The sequence below is a fragment of the Plantactinospora sp. B5E13 genome (assembly GCF_039871775.1).
Taxonomy (GTDB): Bacteria; Actinomycetota; Actinomycetes; order Mycobacteriales; family Micromonosporaceae; genus Plantactinospora.
Genome location: NZ_JBDPLT010000054.1, coordinates 17,991 through 43,419, shown reverse-complemented (window position 1 = coordinate 43,419; position 25,429 = coordinate 17,991). Strand labels below are relative to the sequence as shown.

At 72.6% G+C, this 25,429-nt stretch carries 21 protein-coding genes and 1 riboswitch; of the genes, 14 read left to right on the top strand and 7 right to left on the bottom strand.

What is annotated here, in order from left to right; translation table 11 throughout:
• Positions 1 to 39 precede the first annotated feature (39 nt).
• The 3 genes from ABGB05_RS31695 (at position 40) to ABGB05_RS31685 (ending at position 5,094) form a co-directional block, all read left to right on the top strand.
• Positions 40 to 2,556, top strand: coding sequence for an FtsX-like permease family protein (locus ABGB05_RS31695; RefSeq protein WP_347657622.1), 2,517 nt, complete (start codon positions 40 to 42; stop codon positions 2,554 to 2,556).
• A gap of 143 nt (positions 2,557 to 2,699) precedes the next feature.
• Positions 2,700 to 3,614 carry a cation diffusion facilitator family transporter gene (locus ABGB05_RS31690; RefSeq protein WP_347657621.1) on the top strand — a complete coding sequence of 305 codons (915 nt, stop codon included), beginning with the start codon at positions 2,700 to 2,702 and terminating at the stop codon, positions 3,612 to 3,614.
• A 243-nt stretch (positions 3,615 to 3,857) separates the two neighbouring features.
• A riboswitch (cyclic di-AMP (ydaO/yuaA leader) is annotated at positions 3,858 to 3,986 on the top strand.
• Between the two features lie 100 nt (positions 3,987 to 4,086).
• Positions 4,087 to 5,094 carry a hypothetical protein gene (locus tag ABGB05_RS31685; protein ID WP_347657628.1) on the top strand — a complete coding sequence of 336 codons (1,008 nt, stop codon included), beginning with the start codon at positions 4,087 to 4,089 and terminating at the stop codon, positions 5,092 to 5,094.
• Between the two features lie 120 nt (positions 5,095 to 5,214).
• On the opposite strand, the gene ABGB05_RS31680 is transcribed toward ABGB05_RS31685, so the two are convergent.
• Positions 5,215 to 6,474 (bottom strand): cellulose-binding domain-containing protein, encoded by a 1,260-nt coding sequence (locus ABGB05_RS31680; RefSeq protein WP_347657620.1) that lies wholly within the window; start codon positions 6,472 to 6,474, stop codon positions 5,215 to 5,217.
• A 324-nt stretch (positions 6,475 to 6,798) separates the two neighbouring features.
• Here ABGB05_RS31680 and ABGB05_RS31675 point away from each other — a divergent pair, with 324 nt between their 5' ends.
• Complete coding sequence (locus tag ABGB05_RS31675; RefSeq protein ID WP_347657619.1) at positions 6,799 to 7,131, top strand: YnfA family protein; 333 nt, start codon at positions 6,799 to 6,801, stop codon at positions 7,129 to 7,131.
• A gap of 74 nt (positions 7,132 to 7,205) precedes the next feature.
• On the opposite strand, the gene ABGB05_RS31670 is transcribed toward ABGB05_RS31675, so the two are convergent.
• Positions 7,206 to 7,352: a hypothetical protein gene (locus ABGB05_RS31670; protein ID WP_347657618.1), complete on the bottom strand. Its 147-nt coding sequence runs from the start codon at positions 7,350 to 7,352 to the stop codon at positions 7,206 to 7,208.
• 293 nt (positions 7,353 to 7,645) lie between these two features.
• Between ABGB05_RS31670 and ABGB05_RS31665 the strand changes: the two genes are divergently transcribed.
• On the top strand, positions 7,646 to 8,623 hold the full coding sequence (locus ABGB05_RS31665) for a PfkB family carbohydrate kinase (RefSeq protein WP_347657617.1): 978 nt from the start codon (positions 7,646 to 7,648) through the stop codon (positions 8,621 to 8,623).
• Positions 8,620 to 9,447, top strand: a complete 828-nt coding sequence (locus ABGB05_RS31660) for a 5'/3'-nucleotidase SurE (RefSeq protein ID WP_347657616.1) — start codon at positions 8,620 to 8,622, stop codon at positions 9,445 to 9,447. The genes ABGB05_RS31665 and ABGB05_RS31660 overlap by 4 nt, the downstream gene beginning before the upstream one ends.
• 175 nt (positions 9,448 to 9,622) lie before the next feature.
• Here ABGB05_RS31660 and ABGB05_RS31655 read toward each other — a convergent pair whose 3' ends face one another.
• Positions 9,623 to 9,991, bottom strand: a complete 369-nt coding sequence (locus tag ABGB05_RS31655) for an STAS domain-containing protein (protein WP_347657615.1) — start codon at positions 9,989 to 9,991, stop codon at positions 9,623 to 9,625.
• A gap of 505 nt (positions 9,992 to 10,496) precedes the next feature.
• On the opposite strand from ABGB05_RS31655, the gene ABGB05_RS31650 reads away from it, so the two are divergent.
• On the top strand, positions 10,497 to 10,640 hold the full coding sequence (locus ABGB05_RS31650) for a hypothetical protein (protein WP_347657614.1): 144 nt from the start codon (positions 10,497 to 10,499) through the stop codon (positions 10,638 to 10,640).
• A gap of 273 nt (positions 10,641 to 10,913) precedes the next feature.
• On the top strand, positions 10,914 to 11,348 hold the full coding sequence (locus ABGB05_RS31645; protein WP_347657613.1) for a hypothetical protein: 435 nt from the start codon (positions 10,914 to 10,916) through the stop codon (positions 11,346 to 11,348).
• Positions 11,349 to 11,474: 126 nt separating this feature from the next.
• On the opposite strand, the gene ABGB05_RS31640 is transcribed toward ABGB05_RS31645, so the two are convergent.
• The gene (locus ABGB05_RS31640; RefSeq protein ID WP_347657612.1) at positions 11,475 to 13,553 is read right to left on the bottom strand and encodes a hypothetical protein; all 2,079 of its coding nucleotides are present in this window, start codon (positions 13,551 to 13,553) and stop codon (positions 11,475 to 11,477) included.
• Positions 13,554 to 13,832: 279 nt separating this feature from the next.
• Here ABGB05_RS31640 and ABGB05_RS31635 point away from each other — a divergent pair, with 279 nt between their 5' ends.
• Positions 13,833 to 14,510: a BON domain-containing protein gene (locus ABGB05_RS31635; RefSeq protein ID WP_347657611.1), complete on the top strand. Its 678-nt coding sequence runs from the start codon at positions 13,833 to 13,835 to the stop codon at positions 14,508 to 14,510.
• A 114-nt stretch (positions 14,511 to 14,624) separates the two neighbouring features.
• Complete coding sequence (locus ABGB05_RS31630; RefSeq protein WP_347657610.1) at positions 14,625 to 15,182, top strand: DsbA family protein; 558 nt, start codon at positions 14,625 to 14,627, stop codon at positions 15,180 to 15,182.
• 61 nt (positions 15,183 to 15,243) lie between these two features.
• Here the strand turns inward: ABGB05_RS31630 and ABGB05_RS31625 are convergent, their stop codons facing one another.
• A complete protein-coding gene (locus ABGB05_RS31625; protein WP_347657609.1) occupies positions 15,244 to 18,402 on the bottom strand; it encodes a LuxR C-terminal-related transcriptional regulator in 3,159 nt (1,052 codons plus the stop codon).
• A gap of 804 nt (positions 18,403 to 19,206) precedes the next feature.
• On the opposite strand from ABGB05_RS31625, the gene ABGB05_RS31620 reads away from it, so the two are divergent.
• On the top strand, positions 19,207 to 20,421 hold the full coding sequence (locus tag ABGB05_RS31620) for a MerR family DNA-binding transcriptional regulator (protein ID WP_347657608.1): 1,215 nt from the start codon (positions 19,207 to 19,209) through the stop codon (positions 20,419 to 20,421).
• Positions 20,422 to 20,468: 47 nt separating this feature from the next.
• Here the strand turns inward: ABGB05_RS31620 and ABGB05_RS31615 are convergent, their stop codons facing one another.
• A complete protein-coding gene (locus ABGB05_RS31615; protein WP_347657607.1) occupies positions 20,469 to 20,882 on the bottom strand; it encodes a VOC family protein in 414 nt (137 codons plus the stop codon).
• 133 nt (positions 20,883 to 21,015) lie between these two features.
• Here ABGB05_RS31615 and ABGB05_RS31610 point away from each other — a divergent pair, with 133 nt between their 5' ends.
• The 3 genes from ABGB05_RS31610 to ABGB05_RS31600 all read left to right on the top strand — a co-directional run bounded on the left by ABGB05_RS31610 (position 21,016) and on the right by ABGB05_RS31600 (position 24,588).
• A complete protein-coding gene (locus tag ABGB05_RS31610; protein WP_347657606.1) occupies positions 21,016 to 21,972 on the top strand; it encodes a L,D-transpeptidase in 957 nt (318 codons plus the stop codon).
• A 275-nt stretch (positions 21,973 to 22,247) separates the two neighbouring features.
• Positions 22,248 to 23,915: a hypothetical protein gene (locus ABGB05_RS31605; protein WP_347657605.1), complete on the top strand. Its 1,668-nt coding sequence runs from the start codon at positions 22,248 to 22,250 to the stop codon at positions 23,913 to 23,915.
• Entirely contained in the window at positions 23,842 to 24,588 is a 747-nt protein-coding gene (locus ABGB05_RS31600; protein ID WP_347657604.1) for a hypothetical protein, read from the top strand. The genes ABGB05_RS31605 and ABGB05_RS31600 overlap by 74 nt, the downstream gene beginning before the upstream one ends.
• Here the strand turns inward: ABGB05_RS31600 and ABGB05_RS31595 are convergent.
• Positions 24,561 to 25,409 (bottom strand): inositol monophosphatase family protein, encoded by an 849-nt coding sequence (locus ABGB05_RS31595; RefSeq protein ID WP_347657603.1) that lies wholly within the window; start codon positions 25,407 to 25,409, stop codon positions 24,561 to 24,563. The two genes, ABGB05_RS31600 and ABGB05_RS31595, sit on opposite strands and share 28 nt — an antisense overlap.
• Positions 25,410 to 25,429: the final 20 nt, after the last annotated feature.

The following is a 25,429-nucleotide window of genomic DNA, read 5'->3' as shown; positions in this document are numbered from 1 at the left end:
CCGGTTGCTCCGCCGCCGCCCCGGTCAGACGGGGTGGCGGTGAGACGTCCACTGCCGCTGCTGGCCCTGGCCGGGCTGCGGACGCACGCGGTACGGCTCACGCTGACCGGGTTCGCGGTGGTCGTGGCGGTCGGGTTCCTGGCCGGCAGCCTGGTGTACGGCGACACCGCCCGGTCGGCGTTCTACACCGACCTGGCGCGGTCGGCCCGGAACGTGGACGTGCTGGTCGAGCCGGCCACCGGACTCGTCGCCCCGGCGACCCTGGACCGGGTCCGGGCCGTCGACGGGGTGGCCGAGGCGGACGGGCGGGTGGTCGCCTGGCTCGGCGTACTCGACCGCAACGGCCGGCTGCTGACCAGTCGGGAACACATCGGGTACGCCCTCTCGGTGCCGACCGCCCCGGCCCTGGCCCCGTACGACGTGGCGGCCGGCCGGCTGCCCCGTACCCCGGGTGAGGTCGCCCTGGACCGGTCCACCGTGGCGGGGGCCGACTTCGAGGTCGACGGCCCGGTCGCCGTGCTGGACCGGGCCGGCACCCCGCACCGGCTACGTCTGGTCGGCGTCCTCGACCTGGGGGTGAACCGGCTCTTCGGCGGCTCCCCGGTCGCCGCGCTGACCGACGCCGACCTCGCCACCCTCACCGGCACCGTCGACTACGCGCAGGTGGTGGTCCGGGCCGCCGACGGTGTCGATCCGGCGACCCTGCGGGACCGGGTCACCGCCGTGGTCGGCCCCGGCCACCAGGTGCTGTCCGGGGCCGCCTTCCGCGACCGGCTGGCCCGGCAGGCGGCCAAGTACGTCGACGGCTTCCTCGCCGTCCTCCTCGGGTTCGGGCTGGTCTCGCTCACCGTGTCGGCGTTTGTCATCTACAACACCTTCGCGATGCTGGCCGCGCAGCGGGTCCGGGAGTCGAGCCTGCTGCGCTGTGTCGGCGCGTCCCGCCGGCAGGTGACCGGCGCCGTACTCCTGGAGGCGACCGCCCTCGGCCTGCTCGCCTCGGTCGGCGGGCTGCTGGCGAGCCTGCTGGTCGGCTACGGACTGATCCGGGGGCGGGAACTGGTCGCCTCGGACATCCCGCTGCACGCGCCGGTGGTCCGCTGGCCCACGGTCGCGGTCGCGCTCGGCTTCGGTGTGCTGGTGTCGGTGCTGGCCGCGCTCGTACCGGCGGTGGAAGCCGGTCGGGTGACCCCACTGGCCGCGTTGCGGGACTCCGACGCCGTCGAGGCCGGTGCCGGGTCGGCCCGACGTCGGCGTACCCGGGTCGTGGTCTCCGCGATCGTCGGCGCGGGCGGGGTGCTGACGGTGCTGGCCGGGCTGCCGCTGGGCTTCCCCGGCCTGCCGCTGGTCCTCGGCGGCGGCATGGTCGCCCTGCTCGGCACGGTGCTGGCGGCGCCGCTGCTGGTCACCCGGGCGGTCCGGCTGGTCGGCTGGCTGCCGGCCCGGCTCTTCGGCCCGGTGGCACGGCTGGCCGTCGCCAACGCCCGCCGTAACCCTCGCCGGACGGCGGCGACCAGCAGCGCGCTGATGATCGGCGTGGCGCTGATGGCGATGTTCGGCGTCCTGCTGGCCACCGCGCGGCAGCAGGCCGGCCGGGAGCTGACCGAGAACTTCCCGGTGGAGTTCGTGCTGGACACGGTCCGGTTGGACGGCGACCCGACGGCGGTACGCGGCCCGTTGCCGGCCGGGCTGGCGCAGCGGCTCCGGGCCGATCCGGCGTTCGCCACGGTGGCCGAGCTACGGCAGGCGCCGGCGCCGCTGGACGCCCGGATCCGGGTCTGGGCGGTGCCGCCGGGGCAGTTGGTGGGACCGATCCGGCCGGAGGTGACCGCCGGCGACCTGGACCGGCTCGGCCCCGGTACGGTGGCGCTCAGCCGCCAACTGGCGACCGAGCGGCGTCTCGGCCTGGGTGACCGGATCGGGCTGGGCCTGGGACCGGCGGACCCGCTGACCGTGGTCGCGCTCTACGACGACGCCCCGACCGACGGCGCCGCCCTGCTCGACTGGGCGACGTACACCGCCGGCCTCGGGGTGGCGGCACCGGACCGGCTGCTCGTCGACCTCGCCCCCGGGGTGTCGACGGCGACCGGCCGGCAGACCCTGGACACGCTGCTGCACGATCATCCGGCGGTCCGGGTCCGGGCGCTCGCCGAGCAGGCCGACGCGCTCGCCACCACCCTCGACGAACTGCTCGGGATCTTCGCCGCCCTGCTCGGCATGTCGGTGTTGATCGCGGTGCTCGGCATCGGCAACACCCTCGCGCTGTCGGTCTTCGAGCGTCGACACGAGTCGGCCCTGCTCCGGGCGCTCGGCCTGGCCCGCCGGCAGCTGACCGCCCTGCTGCTGGTCGAGGCGTCGCTGATCACCGCGGTCGGCGCGCTGGCCGGGCTCGTCCTCGGGGTCGCCCTCGGCTGGGCGGCGGCGCTCGGGCTGATCAACGCGTACGGGCACGGCCGGCCGGTCGTCCCGGTCGGTCAGCTCGCCCTCTGCGTCGCCCTCGCCGGCGCGGCGGCGATCCTGGCCAGCCTGCCGTCCGCCCGGCACGCCACCCGGCGGTGAGGGTGGTCCCCTTCTGACACCCGCCGGCCTCGCCGCCGCCGGGCACCGGTCGAGCCGGCGTCCACGGCCTGGCCGGCCAGCCAGACATATCGCAATGTCAGCATATGTCAGATCATGCCGGGCACAGCGGGGAAGGTGTGGACGTGGGAGCAGGACATGACCACGGCGGTGCGCTGACCCGCGCGGCGCAGCGGCACCGGGGGCGGCTGTGGGCCGCCTTCGCACTGCTCGCCGTGCTGATGGCGATCGAGGCGGCGACCGCGCTGCTGACCGGGTCGCTCGCGCTGCTCTCCGACGCCGGACACATGTTCACCGACGTACTCGGGATCGGGATGGCACTGGCCGCGATCACCGCGGCCGGCCGGGCGGCGGCCGACCCGCAACGGACCTTCGGGCTCTACCGCCTGGAGGTGCTGGCCGCGCTCGCCAACGCGGTCCTGCTCGCCGGCGTCGCGCTCTACGTCCTGGTCGAGGCGGTACGCCGGTTCGGCGACCCGCCCGAGGTCGCGGCCGGTCCGATGCTGGCGGTGGCGGTACTCGGCCTGCTGGCCAACCTCGCCGCGTTCGGCCTGTTGCGGGCCGGGGCGCGGGAGAGCATCAACCTGCGGGGCGCGTACCTGGAGGTGCTTGCCGACCTGCTCAACTCGGCGGGCGTGATCGTCGCCGCAGTGCTGATCATCACCACCGGCTGGCGGTGGGCCGACCCGATCGTGGCGCTGGCGGTCGGGCTCTTCATCCTGCCCCGCACCTGGCGACTCGGCCGTACGGCGGTCCGCATCCTGGTCCAGGCCGCTCCCGAACACCTCGACGTCGCGGCGGTGCGGGCCCGGCTGGCGGCCGTGCCCGGGGTCTGCGACGTCCACGATCTGCACGTGTGGACGCTCACCTCGGGGATGGAGGTCGCCTCCGCCCACCTGACCCTGGACGCGGGGGCGGAGGTCGCCAGCGTGCTCGCCGCCGCCCACTCGGCGCTGGACGAGGACTTTCACATCTCACACGCCACGCTGCAGGTGGAGCCCCGCACCGCGCCCGGCGCCTGCGGGCCCACCGACTGGTGAACGCTGCTGGCCCGGCGCCCGGTGGTGCGGCCCTCCGGGTACCACGCCATGGCGCGCGACACGCCTACCGGGAGTAGTTAGCGGGACCTTAAATCTGGTCCGACAATCGGCCGAGTATGTCCGATTAGTTCACCCAGAAACCGCACAATCGGGGCGACCACTTCGGCAACGGCATGTGTCACCCGACAGCAACTGCCGGTAGGCTCAGCCCCGGCCTCCGCCGGAGGAGTACCCACCGGACCGTGGAGACCGCCGCCTAATCGCCATGCGCGAGCCGGGGAACCAGGTACCAGGGGTGCATCCGCGCCAGCGGTAGGGATCTTCCGTCCCGAACCCGTCAGCTAACCCGGTCGGCGACTGACGGAAGGACACTGTCATGCCGTTCCTGGCATCCGCCAGCAGCACCACCCGCCCGGCCAACCGGGCGGTTCCGGGATCCGGCCGCCGATCGGCCGCCCGACTGGCCGTCGTCATGACCGCGCTGGTCGCCCTGGGCGCACTCGTCGTGACGCTCGGCGGCTCCCCCGCCACCGCGGCCCCCGCCCCACTCGGTTACGCACCCGGTGACATCGACGAGGGGGGCAGCGACGACCTCCGCGACCAGCTCGAGAAGGCAAGCAAGGGGTACGTCGACGCCAAGGCCAAACTGGACCGCTCGGTCAAGCGGCAGAAGGAGCTGAACGAGCAGCTCGGCAGACTGCGGACCGAGGTGACGGCCCGCAGCCAGCAGGTCGCCGAGATGGCCGGCATGGCGTACCGGACAGGCCGACTCGGCCAGGTGTCCGCCCTGCTCAGCAGCGGTTCCCCGGCCAGCCTGCTGGACCGGGCCGCCGCACTGGACAAGGTGGCCGCCAACGAGAACCGCGCCCTGCGCGACCTGCGGGCGACCCTCGACGCCGAGGTCGAGGCCAAGGCCGAACTCGACCGGGAGGTGCGCGAGCAGCGCAAACAGGTCGAGGTGATGGAGACCCGCAAGAAGCAGGCCGAGCGGGCGCTCGCCGCGGCGAACAGCGGCGGGCCCGGTTCGGGGGTCAGCGGTGGCAACTCCGCCTCGGCGCGGCCGGCGCCCCGCAACTCCGACGGCTCCTGGCCGCCGGAGTCGTGCAGCGTCGACGACCCGACGCCGGCCGACGGGTGCATCACACCACGCACCCTGCACGCGCTCAACCAGGCCAAAGCGGCCGGCTTCACCCGGTACGTCTCCTGCTACCGCAGTGGTGGCAGCGGCGAGCATCCGAAGGGCCGGGCGTGCGACTTCGCCGCCCAGAAGAACGGATTCGGCGGCGTCGCCACCGGGGGCGACCGGACGTACGGCAACAACCTGGCGGCGTACTTCGTCCGCAACGCCGACCGGCTCGGGGTGCTGTACGTGATCTGGTTCAAACAGATCTGGCTGCCGAGCAGTGGTTGGCGGGCCTACAACGGGGGTGGTGACCCGTCGAGTGACCACACCAACCACGTACACCTGTCCATGAACTGACGACCGCACGTCCACGAAACCACCCGCCGGCACCGCCCGCCACCCCTGGGCAGTGCCGGCGGGTCGTTTTCGCGGGCGCCAGAGCGCAGGCGCCGGAATACGACGAGGTTGCCCGGTCGGTCAGCAGCCGATCCGGGCCGAGCCGAGCGCCACGTCGTCGAACCAGAGCGTGTCGGCACCCTCGCCGTAGCTCTCCCAACCGAGCCGCAGATCGGTCAGGTTCGGCCGCCAGTTGGCCCGGTTGTGCCACTGCCCGTCGATGTCGTGGGTGGGCGTGCCGTCCGCGGTCAGGCCGGTCACCGCCGTACCGTCGACCCAGGTCTGCAGCCGGCCCTGGGTGCCGTCGACCAGGAACTCGACGCAGGTCCACCGGTTGACCGGCAGCGGCAGGCTGAGCGCTACGCCGTTCGGACTCTGCTCGGGCAGCGTGGCGTCGTCGGAGGCGCGGTTCCACTGCAGGGCGCCGTTCTGGCCGCCCATCCGCAGGTCACGGTTGCCGTCGTTGGCGTCGCGCATGGCCAGGAACGTCACGTGCTGGGTCGGCAGTGCGGTGGTGTGCCGGACCCAGAACCGGGCGTACCGGACTTGTCCGGCGCCGCTCAGGTCCCGGTTGGACCGGACGAAGACGTGGTTGCAGTAGCCGGCGGTACCGCTGATCCGTACCGACCGGCCGCCCTGGTGCGCGGTCGTGCCGTCGATCGAGGCGGTGCCGCCGCCCTGACAGTCGGGATAGTTCAGGCTCCAGTCGCCCGACGGTGTCGTACCCGTCTGGTTCTCGAAACCGTCACAGAGCACGGCGGCGCCGCAGCCGGTCGTCGGCGGCGGGGTGGTCGGTGGTGGTGTCGTCGGCGGCGGGGTGGTCGGCGGCGGGGTGGTCGGTGGTGGCGTGGTCGGTGGTGGAGTCACGGTCGGTGGGGGCGTGGGTGTGCCTGTCGGCGGCGTGGTCGGCTCGGCGCCGTTGCACGGTACGCCGTTCAGGGCGAACCCGGTCGGCGCCGCGGAGCTCGCCGAGTACGTGCCCTGCACGCCGAACTCGGTCGAGCCGCCGGCCGGAAGCGATCCGTTCCAGGCCGCGTTCCGGGCGGTCACGCTCGCCCCGCTCTGGGTGACCTGCGCGTTCCAGCTGTTGGTGATCCGCTGGTCGCCACCGTAGGTCCAGGTCACGGTCCAGCCGTTGACCGCGGTGTCCCCGGCGGTGACCCGGACGGCGGCGGTGAAGCCACCGGTCCACTGGTTGACCTGGTAGTCGACCAGGCAGCCGGCGGCGGCCCGGGCGGTGGAGCCGGGGAGCACGCTGGCCACCGCGACGGTGCCGAGCGCGAGCGCGGTCACCACCGCCCCGGCCACGGACGCACGACGATGCGGTACGGAGATCCTCATGGGGATTCCTCTCAGGGGCTGCCGGACGCGCACGACAGCGCGCCGGCGATGCTGCTGCTACGACGACGGTCGACACACCTCGTCGGGTGCGGCCGTCCGACGCCTCCCGCGATCGGCTCCCCGCGATCGGCCGGGTTCCGGCGGCTCCGGCGGGCGGTCCCGGTCAGCCCGTACCTGGTCGCCCGCCGACGCTGCCCGGGTGCCGGGCCCGGCTCAGCTTAGAGACGGATATCTATATATGCAACCGGGGTGTACCCGACCGGGACGACCCCCGACCCCAGGACACCTCAGCGCCGGGCCGGAAGCGGCGGGACAATGCCCGGCATGACCGTGACCCGTTCGCTCCTGCTCTTCCTGCTCGCCGCCGTCGCCGAGATCGGCGGGGCCTGGCTGGTCTGGCAGGGCGTACGCGAGCAGCGTGGTCTGCTCTTCGCCGCCGCCGGGGTGCTCGCCCTGGCCGGGTACGGCTTCGTCGCCGCCTTCCAGCCCGATCCGCACTTCGGCCGGGTGCTCGCCGCGTACGGGGGCGTCTTCGTGGCCGGCTCACTCGGCTGGGCGGTCCTGCTGGACGGGTTCCGACCGGATCGCTACGACCTCGTCGGCGCGGCCGTCTGCCTGGTCGGCGTCGCGATCATCATGTACGCCCCGCGCGGCTGACCCCGTCCGCGCCGCTTCTCGGCAACCAGGCAGGGGCGGAACCCCTACGACCGCAGGGCGGCGGACGGACGCCGTCACGCCTGCAGGGCGGCAGGCAGGCGCTCGGCGAGGGCCAGGTGCGCGGCCCGGGCCTGGCGAAACGCGTACCCGAAGAGCGGGGTGGGCGCGGTGAGGGTGATCTCGACGTCGATCCGCACCTGGCCGTCGGGTTCCCGGCTCAACCGGGTGTGGTTGTGCACCGTGGCGGTGGCGGACCCGGACGATCAGCGGGTGCAGCACCGCCTGACGCTCCACGTCGGCGAGCAGGTCCCGGGCGTGGGCCAGCTCGCAGCGGGCCCGGGCGGTGTACCGGAACGAGCCTGTCCGCGCCACCGCTCGCCTCCCGACGTATCGATCGTGGGACCCGTCGATCCTGCCAGGCCGCGCGGCGGCGGGGCAATCCGTGTCGACGATGTCCGGGGATCACCAGAGGCACCAGATGGATTAAAACTGTCGAAGAGGGTATCTAACGGGCATGAACGGACACGTCATGGTCTTCGCGCCGGCGCCGCAGCTCACGGTCACCATCGACCAACCGGCGGACGAGACCGAGATCCACCTCCACCCCGGCGGTCAGGGCGTCTGGCAGGCCCGCATGATCAAGTGCCTCGGCACTCCCGTGGTGCTCTGCGCCGGCCTCGGCGGCGAGATCGGCCAGGTGCTCGAACCGCTGCTGGCGAGCGAGGGCGTCGATCTTCGGGTGATCCACCGGGAGTCCAGCAGCGGCGGGTACGTGCACGACCGACGCAACGGCAGCCGGGACGAGATCGCCTCCGTACCCGGGCACCCACTCAGCCGGCACGAGCTGGACGAGCTCTACAACCTGGCGCTCGGCGAAGGGCTGGGCAGTCCGGTCAGCGTACTCAGCGGCCCCGGCCACCCCGCCCTGGTGGCCCCCGACATCTACCGCCGGCTCGCCGCCGACCTGGGACGCAACGGCAGCCGGGTGGTCGCCGACCTCTCCGGTCCGCACCTGGCCGCCGTGCTGGACAGCGGCCTGCACCTGCTGAAGGTCAGCCACGAGGAACTGCTCCGGGACGGCTGGGCGGCCGACGACAGCGAGGACGAGCTCGTCCGGATGCTGCGGGCGCTGCACGCCAACGGTGCCGAGTCGGTGGTGGTCAGCCGGGCCGAGAAACCTGCCCTGGTACTGATCGACGGCGAGGTCTACGAGATCGCCATGCCCCGGCTCGAGGTCGCCGACGCCCGCGGTGCGGGCGACTCGATGACCGCCGGGGTCGCCGCGGTACTGGCCCAGGGCGGCGACCTGGAACTGGCCGTCCGGACCGGCGCCGCGGCCGGTGCCCTGAACGTCACCCGACACGGTCTCGGCACCGGGCGGCCGGACGCGATCGCCGGCCTCGTCGACCGGGTACGACTGGCGCCGGTGGGCACCGATCGGCACGACCGGCTGACCCCGGACGAGCTGGCCCACCGGACGACGACGTCATGACACTCCGGGTTCTGATCACGAACGACGACGGCATCGCCGCCCCGGGACTGCACTGGCTGGCCCGTACGGCGGCGGCCCGGGGCCACGACGTGGTGATCGCCGCACCCCGGGAGGAGGCCAGCGGCGCCAGTGCGGCGATGAGCGCCGTGGAGCGGGACGGCCGGGTGCTGGTCGAGGAGCACCACCTCGAGGACCTGCCGGGCATCGAGGCGTACGCGGTCGCCGGCTCGCCCGGTCTGATCACCCTGATCGCCATCCACGGCGCCTTCGGGCCGGCACCGGCGGTGGTGCTCTCCGGGGTCAACCGGGGCGCCAACGCCGGCCGGGCGGTGCTCCACTCGGGCACGGTCGGCGCGGCGTTCACCGCGGCGGCGAACGGCTGCCACGGCATGGCGGTGTCGCTCGACGTACTGGCCGCGCACGAGGCGACCGCGGGCAGCGGCGGTGCGGCGATGGCGGTCACCCATCCGGACCGGGACGAGCGGCGGCACTGGGCGACCGCGGCCCGGGTGGCACTGGACCTGCTGCCCCGGTTGACCTCCGGGCCGCGACACAGCGTGCTGAACGTCAACAGTCCGGACCTGCCCTACGAACGGCTACGCGGGGTCCGCCGGGGCTCCCTGGCCGGCTTCGGGCAGGTGCAGATGACCGTCGCGGAGGCGGGTCGGGGCTTCGTCCGTACCGCGTTGGAGGAGTCCGGCCAGCGGGTGGAGCCGGGTACCGACGTGGCCTGGCTGGCCGAGGGTTACGCCTCGGTGACGGCGATCCGGGCGATCACCGAGACGTCCGATGTGGACCTTTCCGACCTGGCCGTGCCGAGCTGACCAGCGGCCCGGCAACGGCGCCGACCATCGTGGTGGTCACCACGGCACGCGTCACCGTCCGACAGGGCCGCCGGTACGGGTGGTGGGGTGAGCCGGTCCGGCACAGGTTCGGGCCGGACCGGGATGAGGGATGGGAGTGTCCGGAACGCGGCCGGGATCGCGTCCCGGGTCGCGGTCAGACGCCGGGAACCTTGACCTCCTCGGCCGACGCCGAGCCCGCGAAGTAGGGCTCCGGCGCGCCGAACAGGCCGAGAAGCCCGGTGACCCAGAGTTGCCGGTGGACGAACCGACTCGGCTCGGTGACCACAAGCTTGACGCCGCTGACCTCCGCGGTCTGGAAGCCGGCGACCATGGCGCTGATGCCGACGGAGTCGATGAAGCTGACCAGTCGCATGTTGAGCTCGATCCTGGACGGCTGCCCCTTGGTCAGGACCTCGGCGATCGCCTCCCGGACCTCGTACGCCGTATCGACGTCGATTTCTCCACGAGGGGCGATCTCCACAACTCCAGCGGGCAGGACCGACTTGACGATCGACAGGCTCACGCGAGCACCTCCACTCGCCCATGTCCGGGCGCCTAATCAGTACGCGGGCCGCGACCGAGAGTATTCCTCTTACGGCCCCGATCGCCACCCTTCCGGCCGGGCAATCTATTCAACGAGCCGACAAACCTACCCGGTAACGGGGCAAACCGCGCCAAATTTTCCGGCGGTCGAGCCGATTCACACCAGTGCGCACGATCCTCAGCGTAGCCCTCCGCACAGCCGTACGACGTCACCAGCCCGCTGTGTCGGGGACCCGACCCGGATCCCACCAGCTCCGCCAGCCTGCCGGCTCGTCAGCCGCGGCGCCGCCCCCGCCAGCCGCAGCCCGCGCGTTCGTGAGCCGTAGCACCGCCCCGCCAGCCCGCCGGCCGCGGTGCCGAACCCTGCGGGCGCGTCCCGCACCACCTACCATGAGGATTCGATCCCGACCGCCCCGCGCCGCAGACCCGGCTCGCCGAGACGGGCGGGCGCGGACCCGGGCGGTCCCGGCTCGGAGAGGACCGGAATGCTGAGGAAGTTGCTTGGACTGGCCGGCGTCGGCGCCCTGCTGGCCCTGGTGCTGGCCTGCGGGTTCGGCGGTGCGGGTGATGACGACGACGATGGCGACGACGATTTCGCCCGGCCCGCTGCGGTCGTCCTGATCCACTGACCTGCCGCTGCGCTCCACTGACCTGCCGCCGGCGCAATCCCTGGCCGCACCGGCCGCCGGCCGGGGCCGGGGCCGGTTGGGCGGTACCCGACCGGGGCCGGTTGGGCGGTACCGGCGTCGAGAGCGGCTCGATTCAGGCAGACTCCGGGACATGATTCCGGGTTTGCCACGAAAGCGACCGGGGCACCTCCGAGTTAGCAACCCGCAACCGCGCCGAACAGAGCCTCTGTCCGAAGTGGCCGTTTCCGTTCGGCAACCGAGGAGGTAGCACTGATGCTCGGAACGAATCTGCTGAAACATCAGCGTAAGCCCGAGCGGGTCACCGACCAGGCGTGGGAGTACCTGACCAGCACGGTCAACTCGGCCGGCGAGTCGGTGCGACACGCCGCCCGGGACACCGCCCGTTCGGCGCGCCGGTCCGGTGCGCAGTTCACCGAACAGGCCGGGGACCGGGTCGGTGCGGTCGCCGACGAGGCGATGCACCGGGCCAGTCGGGCCTACGACGCCCTCGCCGGACGCCGTCCGGGCCTGCCCTGGGGCTGGCTCGCCGTGGCCGGACTGGTCGGCGCCGCGGTCGCCTGGGCCGCCACCAGTGCGACCCGGGCCGCGTTGGCCCGGGCGGAACGGGAACTGCCCGCCACCGACCGCCTGGAACTGGTGGACGTCGACCGGCCCAACTCACCGGTCCGGCTCGACAGCACCAACTGAATCTGCGGCTGCCCACCGGCCCGGCTGACGCCGGGCGAACCACCACCGGCAGGAACCCGGCGCGAGGGTCTCGCGCCGGGTTCCTGCCGGTACGGGTCAGTTCAGCCGCGAACGCGGCCAACCCGGTCAGTTCAGCCGGAAGACCACGTGGCCGCCGACGTCCTCGCGGGTGACACCGAGCCCGTCCACCGGTCGGAGCAGCACGTCCTGCCAGGGCGTACCGGGCAGGTACTCGGGTAGCACCACAACGGTGCGGACCCCGAGGTCGCGCAGGTAACCGACGCTGACCTGGTCGGGGAAGCTGGTCGTCACCGCATGGGTCCGGGCCTGGGACTCCGGGGTGAAGGCGGCCAACCCGTTGACGATCCGCGGGAATCCGTCGGTGGACCAGAGCATCACGCTGAACTCGAGCGTGCCGTTGGCCGGCAGCACCAGCATCGGCCCCTCCGCCCCGTGCATCGCGGCCGGCTGTGGAATCACCGGCGCGTGCGGGGTCGTGTTGACCCCTTCCAGGACGACCAACGCCAGCGGGACCAGCGCGGCGAGCCGGGCCGCCAGCCGGGTACCGCCCCGGCTGTCCCGCCTCGACCGGGCCGACTCGTCCGCCCCACCGGACGCAACCGGATAGCTCGCCGAACGCAGCACCGGCAGGCCGGTCCCGGCCGCCGCCACCGTCGACCCGGTCGTCGCTCCAGCCGGCGTCGACGCCTCCGGCCCGGCCGTCGTCGCGCCATCGGTCGCCGCTACCGGCTCCGCCGACCGCTCCGGCGGCTCCGCCGGTGCCGGCTCCGTCTGACGGGTCAACGCGGTGAGCGCTCCGGCAGCCAGGATGCCGAGCAGCAGCGTGGTCCAGAGGACCAGCCGACCCGAGGTACGGATCGCGTCCCAGCCGGGAACGTGCAGCACCAGGGTGGCGTACCCCGGACTGCCGTCGCCGCCGAACGTGGTGCCGCTGGCCAGCACGACAGTGACGAGCACGCCGAGCGCCAGCAGGACCCGGTGCCGTACCCGCCACGCCGAGTAGAACAGCCCGGCGAAGGCGAGGCCGATCAGCACCACCCCGGGCAGCAGCGTCATCTCCCCGGCGAAGGAGAGGGTCTCCCGGGCGGCAGCGTGCCGCTCCCCCCACAGCCAGTTCTCCCCTGGGGCCGTCAGGAAACCGCGCCACGGCGGGGAGAACATCTCCACCTGCTCCAGGGTCCGGCGACCGGCCGGATGCCGGGCCACCACCTCCAGGTACGGCATGACCATGAAGAGGGTGATCCCGAGGAAGGCGCCACCACCGGCCAGATCGGCGGCGAACAGTTTCCGCCCGAAAACCGGGCGACGCCCGCGCCGCCACCAGGACCAGAGGTAGCCGACCCCGACCGCCAGGCAGGTCAACGCCAGTACGTAGCCGAACGGCAGGCCGATGCCGAAGCCGAGGGTGATCTGCCAGGCCGCCACCAACCAGCCGGCGAACGCCCAGCCGGGACGGGCCCGCTCTGGTCGGTAGCCGTCCCGCAGCGACCAGCCGTGTCCCCGGGCCAGCATGGCCAGGGCGAGCGCGATGCCGCCGATCGAAAGCACGTGCAGGTGGCCGGCCTGGGCGAGCCGCCACGGGGCGTACGCGAAGGCGACCCCGGCCACCGCGGCCCCGATCCGGGCCGCACCGAGCTGCCGGACCAGGGCGTACGCTCCGACGAAGGCGAGCGCGTGCACCAGGACGTACAGGATGTTGTAGCGCACGACGGCGGCGACCGGGCCCTCCCCGATCATGCCGGCCGGGGCGTAGCCGAGCAGGGTGTCGGAGTAGGCGTAGGTGTACGGCTCCGGATAGAACGTGTTCGAGTGCCACAGTTGCAGCGGGTCGTGCAGTAACGCGTGCCCGCCCCAGGCGATCTGCCAGGCCTGCAGTGTGGGGTCGCCGATGTCCTGCGGAATGGTGCGGGTGAGGTCGCGCAGGGTCGGCCAGGTCAGGATGATCGCGAGCAGCAGCCCACCGAGGACCGCCAGGGTCCACTCGTGGCGCAGCAACCGCCGCAGCGCGAGGCCGGCACGGGCGAAGAGGGTGCCCGCCGGGAGCGACTGTCCAATGGCTCCGTCGGCGGCACCGCCGGCCCCACCGGTGGAGGCGGTGGCGGTCGGGTCCGCCCCCGGCCCGTCCGACACGTCCAGCCCCGGGCGATCCGACGCTGCCCCGGCCGTCTCCTGCTCCGTGGTCATTCCTCGCCCCGCCTCTCCGGCCGGTACCCTCGCCGACGCCATGTCCGCATCGATGATCCCTGATGGTCGTCGGCTCTGTCACGCCACACGGCCGGTGCTCGGCTCGCCCGTACGGGGTGAGGAGGTCTCACCCGCACGCGCGTGAGGCTTGAGGTCGACGGGTGTGCTGCGGCCGGCAGGGGCACCGACGGGGCGCAGCCTACCGCCCGCCGCCACGGCCTGGACGCCGACCGGTCCGGCGCTGTCAGCTACCTGGACCCGACACGGGGAGGAACGATCATGGCCACCCGGACGACGATCCGCAGCGACGAGGAGATCCAGCACGACGTACTCGCCGAACTGGCCTGGGAGCCCCGGGTGCAGCCCAACGAGATCGGTGTGTCGGTACGGGACGGCGTGGTGACCCTCACCGGCTGGGTCGACAACTACGCGAAGAAGTGGTCGGCTGAACGGGCCGCGCACCGGGTGACCCGGGTCCGGTCCGTCGCCAACGACGTCGAGGTACGGCTGCCGAGCTCCGTCGAACGACCCGACCCCGAACTCGCCGTCGCCGCGGTCCGGGCCCTGGAGTGGGACGCCTTCGTACCGGTGCAGGACCTCGATGTCACCGTCGCCAACGGCTGGATCGTGCTTCGTGGCGAGGTCGAGTGGGAGTACCAGCGGCGCGCCGCCGAGCAGGCGGTCGGCCGGCTGTCCGGGATCCGTGGAGTGACCAACGGCATCTCGGTACGACCGCACGAGACGCCGGTCTCCGACGAGATCTCCGACCGGCTGCAGAGTGCCCTGGTCCGCAGCGTGGAGACCGACGCGGAGGGGATCGGTGTGCAGACCCGGGGCGGGGTGGTGGTCCTGGTCGGCACCGTCCGGTCCTGGCTGGAGCGGGAGGAGGCCGAGCGGGTCGCCTGGTCAGCCCCGGGGGTGACCCGGGTCGACAACCACATCACGGTACGGCTGTGACCGCGCCGGCCCGCGGCGGGCTCACCCACTCCGGGTGAGGGCAACTCACCCCGTCCGGTGCGAACCTCCGGACACCACACCGCGCTGTTCGCGCCGGGGCCACGAGGAGCATGAGTGAGCACTCCCCTGCAGGTCACGGTCAGCCGGCTCCGGGTGCCCGTCACCGAGGCCGACCACATCCGGGGGCCGGCGGACGCCCCGGCCACCCTCGTCCAGTACGGCGACTACCAGTGTGTGCACTGCGGCCGGGCGCACGCCGTCCTCGGGGAGGTGCTGCGCCAGCGACCCGAGACCGTCCGGCTGGTCTTCCGACACTTTCCGCTGGTCAACGTGCACCCGTACGCCGAGGACGCGGCCGAGGTCGCCGAGGCGGCGGCGGCTCGGGGCAGCTTCTGGGAGATGCACGACTGGCTCTTCGAGCACCAGGACCAGCTCGACCCGGTGCACCTCTCGCTCGGCATGCAGCAGCTCGGGCTGCCGGCGGACGAGATCGGCGAGGAGGTCGGCGGGCACGCCTACCTGGACCGCATCCGGGGTGACTTCGTCGGCGCCATCCGCAGTGGGGTCAACGCCACCCCGACCTTCTTCCTGAACGACTTCCCGCACGACGGCTCGTACGCGGTTGCCGACCTGCTGGCCGCGATCGATAAGGCGGCTGACCAACCAAGCTGACTGACCAACCGGGCGGCTGACCACCAAGGCGGCGGGCGGCTGACGCCGGCTGGCGGGCGGCTCAGAGCAGGCGGAGTTCGCGGGCCCGGCGTACGGCGTCGCGGCGCCGGGTGGCGTCCAGCTTGCGGTAGATGTTGCGGACGTGGGTCTTCACGGTGTTGACCGACAGGGACATCTCGGCGGCGATCTCCACGTTGGACAGGATGCTCTGCAGGTAGCGGAGGACCGTCAGCTCCCGATCCGTCAGCGGCTCCCCCATCGCCGGCACCGCCGGGGACGGCCGGCCGGTCACCGTACCGCTGGCGCCGATCAGCTCGCTCACCGTCGCCCAGTAGCCGGTACCGGAGTCGAGGTGGGTGCTGAGCAGTTCCCGGACCGACGGGTCCGCCCGGGTGAAGACCCGCCGGAAGCCTTCGGGTTCGGCCAGCTCCAGCACCCGTTCCAGGACCCGGGTGGCCCGACGACGGTCACCGGCCAGCCGGGCCGCGCCGGCATCGAGCAGGCCGGCCTCCAGCCGCAGCGCCAACGGCCAGTCGGTCGCCGTCTCGGCGTCCCAGTCCGGGAGAGTACGGAGGGCAGCCTGCGGATCACCTGCGCGCAGGTATGTCCGGGACAACACGACCGCCAGCGGCGCCACCGGTTCGACGCCCGCCTCGACCGCCGGCAGCAGCAGGTTCCGGGCCGACTCGAGATCACCGTGTGCGGTACGCAGCTCGGCCTCACCGGCCAGCAGCCAGTACGCCAGCAGCCGTTCCCCGCCGGGCCCGGCCGCTGCCGCCGCCCGTGCCCCCACCCCCACCCCTGCCGCTGCCGCTGCTGTTGCCCGACCGTCGGGGCGTTCGACAGCTCCCCGAGCACCGGGGCGGACGAACGTCACCCCGTCGTCGGCGTGTGCCGGAGCCGGCCGGCAGTCCCGGCGGCTTCCTGGGCGTCGCAGGTCGGGTCGCCACTCGGTCAGCTGTCGACGGGCACCGTCCAGCATCTGGTGGGCGCGACCGAGGTCGCCCCGGTCCCGCAGGACCCGTGACCGGAGCAACCCGAGCAGTACGACAACCAGTGGTTCGTCGACGTACTCGGCCGCCCGGGCGGCGAGGGACAGTTTGAGGTCCGCCTCGTCGGTCCGGTCCCGTTGCAGCGCGACCAGCGCCTGGGCAAGATGGGCATGCACGCCGTCGGCCGGTCGCGTCGGTACGCCGAAGGGCCCGCCGGCCATCGCCGTCCGCGCCGTCTGGTCCGCGGCACGCAACTCCCCCCGTAGGGCCTGGACCAGGGCCAGCCGACCCAGGCAGAGCCGCCCGGCCCGGGACAGTCCGGCCGCCTCGGCGTCGGCGAGTCCGTCGACGAGTTCCGCCTCGATGTCGAGGTCGCCCGTGCCGAGCCGGGTTCCGGCCCGGACGAGCCGGGCGACCGCCACCTCCGCCCGGTCCAGCGCGAACCGCTCCGGAGCAACTCCCGGGACGTCGATCGTGGCGACGCCGATCCGGCCGTCACCCGTGGCCGCGCGGCCCGGGTCGGCACCCGTGGCGACGCGGTTCGGGTCGGCACCCGTGGCGACGCGGTTCGGGTCGGCACCCGGGTCGTCGGCGGTGAGTCCGGCGCCGCCCGGTCGGTCGGGGTCGATCCGGTGCAGGTCGAGCAGACCGGCGGTCTCCGCTTCGACGGTGGCGAGGTCTCCGGTCGCCTGGGCCGACGCGAGCCGCAGCGCGACACCGATCCGGCCCAGGCGGTACCGACGGGCCTCGTCGTCGAGCCGGCCGGTCAGGTCGGCGGCGAGGTCCAGGTAACCGCTCGTGGAGACCGGATCCCGGGCGTCCAGCCGGTCCGCCGCACAGGCCAGGGCGAGTTCGGGAGTCGCGCGGAGAACCTCCGGCGCCGGTGGTGGCGGAGTCGTCCGGGCGGGCCCGGTCTGCCCGTACGGGATCAGGTCCGGCCAGTGCCGGAGCAGGATCGTCGAGGCGTACCGCCAGTCGGCGCCGGCGAGCGCGTGCCGGAGTGCCTCGCCGGGCAGGTCGTGCGCGGCGGACCAGACCGCCGCCCGTCGGTGCAGTCCGGCGCGTTCGGCGGCGGGCCGGCGGGCCAGCTCGGCACGGAGCAGTTGGGCGACCATCGGATGGATCCGGTACGTCGGCGGCCGTCCGCCGAGCGGCACCACGAACCCGCCGTGCCGGTCGAGTTCGCCGAGCAGCCGACCGCCGTCGACCCGACCACCATCAGCCCGACCACCATCAGCCCGGTCGTCGCTGGCCGGGTCGGCCAACGCGCTGATCAGGTCGGCGGAGAAAGCCGTCGTCAAGGACGCCCGGCACAGTGCCTCCCGAGCTTCGACGGAGAGGCTGGCGAGCAGTTCCTCGGTCAGATAGCCGGCGACATCCGGATGCTCTCCGGTGAACTCCTCGACGAACCGTTCAGGATCGGGGTGCCCGGATCGGGCCAGGGCGGCGAACCGCAGGCCGGCCGCCCATCCCTCGGTACGACCCCAGAGTCCGTGAGTCTCGTCCGCCGACAGCGGTACGCCGTACGCGGCGAACAGTTCGGCCACCTCGTCCGGGCGGAACGCCAGGTCGGCGGCACGGATCTCGGTCAGTTCACCGCTGAGTCGCCAACGGTGCAGAGCGAGCCCGGGATCGGTCCGGCAACCGATCACCAGGCGCAGTCGGCCCGCCGCGTGCCGCAGCAGGAACTCCAGTCCCTCGACCACCTCGGGGTCGTCGACCTGGTGCAGGTCGTCCAGGACGAGAGTGACCGGTACGTCGCGTCCGGCGAGTTCCTCGGCGAGATGCGGCAGCCCATACCCGGTGCCCCGATCGTCCCGGCCGTCCCCCACGTCCTCGCTGTGCGGTGGGCGTAGTGCGGCGGAGAGGTACGTCCAGAGTCGCGCTCCCCCGTCGCCCGGCTCCACCGAGAGCCATCCCAGCTGGGTCCGGCCGGCACCGGTGGTCCCGTGGCCGTCCGCGCCGCCGTTGGGCTGGTCAGCCACCGCCCCGCTGGTCGACCGGTGACCTGCCGCTCCGCCGCCGGACCGGCCCGCTGCTCCGCTCCGCGCCTGGTACCAGGAGCTGAGCAGCATCGTCTTGCCCCAGCCCGCCGAGGCGGAGACCAGCGTCACCGGGCCGGCCGTTCCGGCGTCGAGCAGGCGGAACAGCCGCGGGCGGGGCAGTACCACCGCGCCGGGTGTCGGCACGACCGCCAACTTGGCACTGAGCAGTGGTTCCCTCGACACGGCCCCTCCTTCCGCAGCTCGCCGCGCCCTCTGCGGCGGCGGATACCCCGCCCGCCGGTGTTCACCCCTTGCGGACGAGCCGGATTCACTCGGTCGCGGCGGAAGCTGACGGCCCGGACAACCACCCCGCCGGCCTCGAACGGACGGCGTCGGCCAAGCGGTGTACCGGACAGGGCCGGCTGGGCTGAGCCGGCTGGGCTGAGCCGGCTGGGCTGCGTGGGGCTCGACCGGGTAGGGCCGTGCCAGGTGGGGCCGGCTGGGCCGGGCGAGGTTGGTCCGCCGGATGGGCGACGGCACTGGTGTCGAGTGGGGAGGTCACCTGGATGGCCTGGCTGACCGGGGGTGTGCTGACGGTGGCGGCGGTAGCCGTCGGAATCTTGACCCGCCGCCGGTCACGACCCAGGTCGTACGCGATCACGATAGATCGACCGCCGTCGGAGCTGGCACCGAACGGCCGGCTTCCCCCAGCTGTCGCGAGTCTGGGCGCCGGGGTGGCGGTCACCGTACGACCGGCGGCGGACGGCCGGAGCACCGAGCTGCGGGTCCGGCTTCGCGAGGGCGAACCGGGCGTGTTCGCCGTACTGTCGGCCTGGCTCACCGGTGAAGACCGGCACACGGCGGTCCGGTCCGCCCTCTGGCAGGCCAAACAACTGGCCGAGGCGGGTGGGGGCGGGCCATTACCCGAAACGTCACGCGGACGGAGGCGGTGCCCCGCCCGGGGCTGACCATGATCTGAGCGGTACGGCCCTTACCCTGGCGCATTGGGGGACGTACCGCTCGGATCGTCACCGGCCGGACCGGCGGTTGACCCTCGACCTGGTCGAGGGGGCAGAATCGCCGGATGTGGAGGCCGGAGACGAACTGCTGAGCATCGGCGAGATGGCCCGGGCCAGCGGCCTGACGGTCAGCGCCCTGCGGTTCTACGACAGCGCCGGTGTGCTGGCACCCGCCCTGGTCGACCCGGCCACCGGCTACCGCTGGTACGCCACCCGCCAACTTCCGGATGCCCGCCTGCTGGCCGGACTGCGCCGGATCGGCATGCCGCTCGCCGACCTGGGCCGACTGCTCGACCTGCGCGGATCGGACCCGATCGCCGCGTCGACCCTGCTCGACGCCCACCTGCGCCGCCTCGAGGACGGACTCGCCGACGCCCGTCGGGAGATCACCCGACTGCGTACGCTCCTGCTCGACCCGGTGCCGGACGGCACGCCGCACCCTCCGGCGGAACCCCGGCGGGTGGGCTTCCGGGTCGGGCTCACCGTGCCGGGCGCGGAGCTGGCGGCGGCGGTCGACGCGGTCCGGTTCGCCGCCCGGCTGAATCCGGCCCTGCCGGTGCTCGGCGGTGTCTGGTTCGAGGCCGACGGGCACGTGCTGCGGCTGATCGCCACCGACCGGTACCGGATGGCGGTCGCCGAACTCGACGGCGTGCCGACCCGCGACGGCCCCCGACGGGCGGTGATCGCCCCGGTCGGTTTTGTCGACGAGGCCCGCGCGTTGCTGGCTGAGTCGGACGATCCGACCACCGGTGGACCGACGACCGTCAGCCTCGGTACCGACCGGATCAGCCTGCACGCCCGGGGACGCCGGATCACCGCCACCCCACTCGACGACGAGGTCCCGGACTACCGGCGACTGCTCCGGGAGGCGGCCGACGACCCGGCAGGCCGGCGGGTCGCCGTCGACGCGTCCCGGCTGCGATCCTGGCTGGCCACCGCGCCGGCCCGGACGGTGGTACGCCCGGGCGACGGCGCCCGGTGCGCGGTCAGTGTCCTCTCCGTCGACTCCACCGGCGAACTCACCGTCGGCGACGGTCCGGCCGAACGGGTCGCCGAGCCGGACGTGCTACGGATCGGGGTGAACCGGGAGTTCCTGCTCGACGCCCTCGACGCGCTGGAGGCCGGGGACGCCACCGGCGGCGGACAACTGCTGCTCGACCTGAACGGGCCGATCCGTCCGCTGGCGGTACGCCGGGCCGGCAACGATCGCGCCTTCTCGATCCTGATGCCGGTCCAACTCTGAGCCGCCGTCGCACACCGTCGGGCTTCCGGATGGCATGACGGCGGCGATCACTCCCCCAGTTCGCCCAGTTCGGTGAAGAGCGTCAGCTGCAGGTGTCCGGGTGTGGTCAACCGGGAGTTCAGCGAGTTCCACGGCGTCCGTCGCGGCTCGGCGAGCACCGTCGCCCCGGCGTCGGCCAGGGTCGCGGTCGTGGTCGCCGCGTCGTCGACCTCGATCGCGACCCGGAGGTGTCCGGCGACCCGCCGCCCCACCTCCACCTCGTCGATGTACTCGGCGTGGCCGGGATCCGTGATCTCCAGGGTGGCCCGGCCCGCGTCGAGGATGACCACCCGGCCGTCCGGTGACGAGAAGGCGCCGCGCTCGGGCAGGCCGAGAACGTCCCGGTAGAACCGGACCGCCTCGTCGTAGTCGGTCGCGGTGACCACGAGCCGGAGTTGGCGGACGGCAGGTCGATCGGTCATCGTCCCAGTCTGCCAGCCGTACCGGGCCGTGCCCGGACCGTACGGCGCCACATCCGCCCGGCCACCGGGGAGTCGGGGACACACCTACGGACGATTGACAGGTCGAGACGGCCAGGACACCTAGAGTAACCACATGGGCTCTGTCCGGTTCAATCCGTTTGCTCCCGGTCGGGTACGCCGCCGGATCGGTGTCGTGGCGCTCGCCGTACTCGGTGGGCTGCTCGCCACCGCGCTGGTGCTGGGCGGCGTGCCAGATCCCCGACGGACGGCCGGGCCCACGCCCGGCGGCGGCGAACCGGGACCGCCCACGGTGGGTCCGAGTTCGACGGCCGGCGCCGTACTCCCCGCCGACCCACCGCCGCTGCCGGCACCTCCGCCCCCGGCCAACCTGCCGGTGATCGACTACGGGCCGGCGCCGCGCGGGTTTCCGGCCGACCCGGATCCGATGTCGACGGTCCGGCTCGGTGAGGGTTTGCGGCCGATCCGGCGGGTCGCCGCGTACGACGCGCCCGGTGGCCGTCCCCGCGCCTGGCTCGCCCCGACGATCAGCGGCGTCCCGGTCACCATGCCGATCGTCGAACGCCGCTCCGGCTGGGTCGCGGTGCTCCTGCCGTCGGCGAACCGGACCATCGGTTGGGTGCCGCCCGGCACCTGGACCACCACGGCCCTGCCCGACCTGGTCGTCGTCGACCGGGGCGGTCGGCGGCTGCACTGGTACCGGGACAACCGACTGGTCAAATCGTGGCCGGTCAGCGTCGGCGCCGGGGCCACCCCGACCCCGCTGGGTCGTACCTTCATCCTCGGCCGATCATCCCTGCCCGGCCGGGTGTACGCGGACACCGAGGTGTTCGCGCTCGGTGCCGTACCGGACGACCCGGAGTCGGTGCCGACCGGGCTGCGCGGCGCGCACATCGGACTGCACGCCTGGTACCGCGACGCCGACCTGGGCCGGGCGAACAGCAACGGCTGCGTCCGGATCAGCCGGCGGGCGCAGCAGCGACTGCTCGCGGAGCTGGATCCCGGCACCGAACTGCTGGTGCTCGACCGGTTCACCGCCCCCGCCCGGCTGCCCGGACCACCCGCCGTCTGAGCGTCCGCCGCCCCTGGCGCCCGTGCTCCGTGCGGTGATCGTCATGCCGAGGTCGCTGCGGCCTGTTCGTCACGTCGGGCCGTGGCGCCGCTGGCGGGTTACGCCATATCGTCGTCACGCACAGCATGTCCACCGACGCCGAGGGTGGTGCCAGATATGCTCACGCCGATCTCTACAGGATGGCTCTTGTCCCGGTCGCCCGTTGGCGAGTAGCGACCATGGCACAGGTGGGCCCCGACGGTCCTTCCTCGTACGTCTCCCGCGACAGATCCGCCATGTACAACGCGCCAGGCGGCTCGATCACGGTCAACCAGCTTGATCCCGCCTCCCGGGACCTGCCGGCACCGCGCCAGCTGCCGAATCCGCCGCTCTACTTCGTCAACCGGGACGCCGAACTGGATGCCCTCCGTCGAGTGGCCGGGGGCCGCCCCGCGCCCCGACCCGCCGTCGTGGCCGTGCTGTCAGGCCCCGCCGGTACCGGCAAGACCGGTCTCGCGTTGCACTGGGCACACCAGGTTGCCAACAGTTACCCGGATGGCCACTTCTTTCGCGACCTACGTGGTCACGGACCCGGCCCGGGCGACAGTCCGGTTCCGCCGGAAGAGGTGCTGGCGGACTGGCTCTACGACGGCTGGGGGTTGCGGAGCGTCGACATCCCCGCGTCACTGCCCGGCAGAGCGGGACTGTTCCGCAGCAGAACCACGGGTCGACGCGTCCTGGTGGTCCTCGACAATGTCACGGACGCCGACCAGGTGCGTCCGCTCATTCCGGCAACCGGATCCAGCCTGGTGCTCGTAACCAGCCGCAACCAGTTGCACGGTCTGCTCAGTGACGGCGCCGAGTCCATACCCGTCGACGAACTCTCCCGCGAGAACGCCATCCAACTGTTGCGCGCCCGGGTCGGCGTGCGGGTCGACGAGGAGCCGGCCGCGGCCGAACTGCTCGCCCGCTACTGTGCATACCTGCCCCTGACCCTGCACACCACCGCCGCACGTCTTGTCAACGAACCCCGCAGCTCGATAGCCGGTCAGGTGCGTCGGCTGGCTGACGAACAACGACGACTACACCGTCTGGGCCATCCCGACGACCGGAAGACCAACGTGGAAGCGGTGTTCTCGGTGTCGTATCAGACCCTGCCTCCGGCAGCCCAGCGACTGTTCCGGCTGTTGGGCCTACATCCGGCAGCCGGCGAAACTGCCGGGATCTACTCGATCTCCCGGCTCGCCGGGGTGGATCTCGACACGGCGGAGGATCTCCTCGAACTCCTGCTGCGCGAGAACCTGATCGGCAGAACCGGCGACCGCTACCACAGCCGGCACGACCTGCTCCAGTTGTACGCCAGGCACCTGGTCGACCAGCCCGAACACGCGGCCGAACGACGGGCGGCGTTCGACCGGCTCACCGTCGCCTACCACGGCTGCGTCAACCATGCCTTCGACCAGGTCAACCAGGCAAATCCGATGGTGGACTCCGAATTCCTCGCGCAGTGGCGCGACCGGGACCCGGCGGGGGTTGCCTCGGTCGAGACCGCCGCGAACCCGGCCGTCTGGTTCGCGGAGGAGCGCCCCAACCTCCTCGCGCTCGTTCGCTCACTGAACGCCATCGAGCCACCGCTGCCGATGACGCCACGGCTGGCCTGCGCACTCTTCTACTTCCTGGAGACGGGCGGGCACATCGCCGACTGGATCGAGGTGGAGAAGATCGCGGCGCGCGTCGCCTTCGACCATGGTGACCGTCATGACCAGGCGCGGTCTCTCCGGAACAGAGGCCGGATCAACCTGGTAGAAATGCAGCACGATCGGCACCGACGGGACGAGGCCGCCGTCACCGGTCCGGCAGCCAGCGGGCACCTACCTCGACGCCATCGACATGTTGGAGCGCAGCCGGGACCTCTACCAGGCCGGGTACGCCGAGCATGGTCAACGGCGCGATCTGGCCGGTAAGGCCACGACGCTACGCGAACTTGCCGACCTTTACCGGTTGCGGGCCGACACCGGAGCGGCTGACATGATCGAAAAGGCCATCGAGGCCTATCGGGCGGCCGAAGACGCCTATACGCAGCTCGGCAACAACAACGGTCTCGCCTCGCTGCGGTTGGCACTCGGTATGTCGTACGCCCAGAAAGGGGATGTCATCGCGCTGGAACGGGCGGAATCGTACACCCGCGCCAGCCTCCTCTACAGCCGCGAGCCCAACCAGCATGGACGTCCTCGCCATCCCCGCCTGAAGGGCTACGCGCTACGTCATCTCGGCGACCTGCATCTTCGGAAGGGAGACCTGCCGAACGCGCTTTCCTGCTTCGACGAGGCGATCGCCACCTTCGACGCGGCCAGTGATCTCATCAGTCAGGGCCGGACCCTGCTCCATCGTGGTCAGGTGCTGACCGATCATTGCCAGACGCTCAGGTCAGCCGGCGACCGGGAGGGGGCGCGCCTGGCGCTCGCCGAGGCACAGGCGTCACTCACCAGGGCCAGAGAGCTCCTCGTCACGCAGCCGCACGATGTGGAACTCGTCGGCGACAGCCTCGTGCGGCTCGCTGCCACGGCCCGCCTGATCGGCGACGCCGCCACCGGGACCGCCCCGGAGAGTCAACCGGACGACCAGGTGAGGAACTGATCGACGAGCGCCGGGGTGGCCACGAGGGTACTGGGAAACGTGGGTTCGGCGGTGCCGAGGTCCAGATCGACGATCGGCCGGTCCCGCCCCTGGCCGTCACAGACCCTCAGTTGGGCGGTCTGCGCCAGACACATGCCCGCCGCACCGTCCCACACCTTCTGCGCCTCCCGATAAAAGAGCGCGAACGGCGACAGCTGGGCGCCGGTCTCTGCGGAGAGGTCGACACAGGTCCGCACCATGTCCAGCGTCTGCGACGTGGTACGGGTCTTGAGTTCGAAGCCGGCCCCGGACATGAACCGCTCCCAGGGTCGCGGGGGGAGGCTGGAACTCCGGGTGACCGAGGCCCGCCGTGGACCCGGCGACGGAACGACCCGACCGGCTCGACCATTCACCTCGATCGGCGCTCCTCGACCGGCCACCCGTACGCAGACAGTGGAGCCACCGACCCCGATCTGTGGCGCGACCACCAGCGCCGCCACCGGTCGCCGTTGCTCCAACAGGCAGACGACGCTGCAATACTCACGCCGATCCGGTCGGACAAATTCGGCGGTGCCGTCGATGGGGTCGACGATCCACACGCGTCTCGCGTCGACCCGGCTGTTCCCCGGCGGCTTGTCGCTTTCCTCGGCCACGATGACCGCGTCGGGGTCATGGGCCCGGATACGGGCCACGATGTGCTCCTGGACCGCGATGTCCGCCTCCGAGAGCAGCGTCTGGTCGGCCTTTGCGGAGACGACAAGAGTGTCGAGTCGGGACCGGTAGCCGAGAAGCAGCGGTGGCAGGGACTCTGCCAGTTCGTCCCACAGTCTTCCGGCGTCCACTCTGGGGATCATACGGGCAG

What these genes read in the sequence shown, in the direction of transcription:
- ABGB05_RS31685 (WP_347657628.1), top strand. Translation starts at nt 4,087, where the DNA reads ATGACCGCGCTGGTCGCCCTGGGCGCACTCGTCGTGACGCTCGGCGGC.
- ABGB05_RS31680 (WP_347657620.1), bottom strand. Translation starts at nt 6,474, where the DNA reads ATGAGGATCTCCGTACCGCATCGTCGTGCGTCCGTGGCCGGGGCGGTG.
- ABGB05_RS31675 (WP_347657619.1), top strand. Translation starts at nt 6,799, where the DNA reads ATGACCGTGACCCGTTCGCTCCTGCTCTTCCTGCTCGCCGCCGTCGCC.
- ABGB05_RS31665 (WP_347657617.1), top strand. Translation starts at nt 7,646, where the DNA reads ATGAACGGACACGTCATGGTCTTCGCGCCGGCGCCGCAGCTCACGGTC.
- ABGB05_RS31660 (WP_347657616.1), top strand. Translation starts at nt 8,620, where the DNA reads ATGACACTCCGGGTTCTGATCACGAACGACGACGGCATCGCCGCCCCG.
- ABGB05_RS31650 (WP_347657614.1), top strand. Translation starts at nt 10,497, where the DNA reads ATGCTGAGGAAGTTGCTTGGACTGGCCGGCGTCGGCGCCCTGCTGGCC.
- ABGB05_RS31645 (WP_347657613.1), top strand. Translation starts at nt 10,914, where the DNA reads ATGCTCGGAACGAATCTGCTGAAACATCAGCGTAAGCCCGAGCGGGTC.
- ABGB05_RS31640 (WP_347657612.1), bottom strand. Translation starts at nt 13,553, where the DNA reads ATGACCACGGAGCAGGAGACGGCCGGGGCAGCGTCGGATCGCCCGGGG.
- ABGB05_RS31635 (WP_347657611.1), top strand. Translation starts at nt 13,833, where the DNA reads ATGGCCACCCGGACGACGATCCGCAGCGACGAGGAGATCCAGCACGAC.
- ABGB05_RS31615 (WP_347657607.1), bottom strand. Translation starts at nt 20,882, where the DNA reads ATGACCGATCGACCTGCCGTCCGCCAACTCCGGCTCGTGGTCACCGCG.
- ABGB05_RS31610 (WP_347657606.1), top strand. Translation starts at nt 21,016, where the DNA reads ATGGGCTCTGTCCGGTTCAATCCGTTTGCTCCCGGTCGGGTACGCCGC.
- ABGB05_RS31605 (WP_347657605.1), top strand. Translation starts at nt 22,248, where the DNA reads ATGTACAACGCGCCAGGCGGCTCGATCACGGTCAACCAGCTTGATCCC.
- ABGB05_RS31600 (WP_347657604.1), top strand. Translation starts at nt 23,842, where the DNA reads ATGTTGGAGCGCAGCCGGGACCTCTACCAGGCCGGGTACGCCGAGCAT.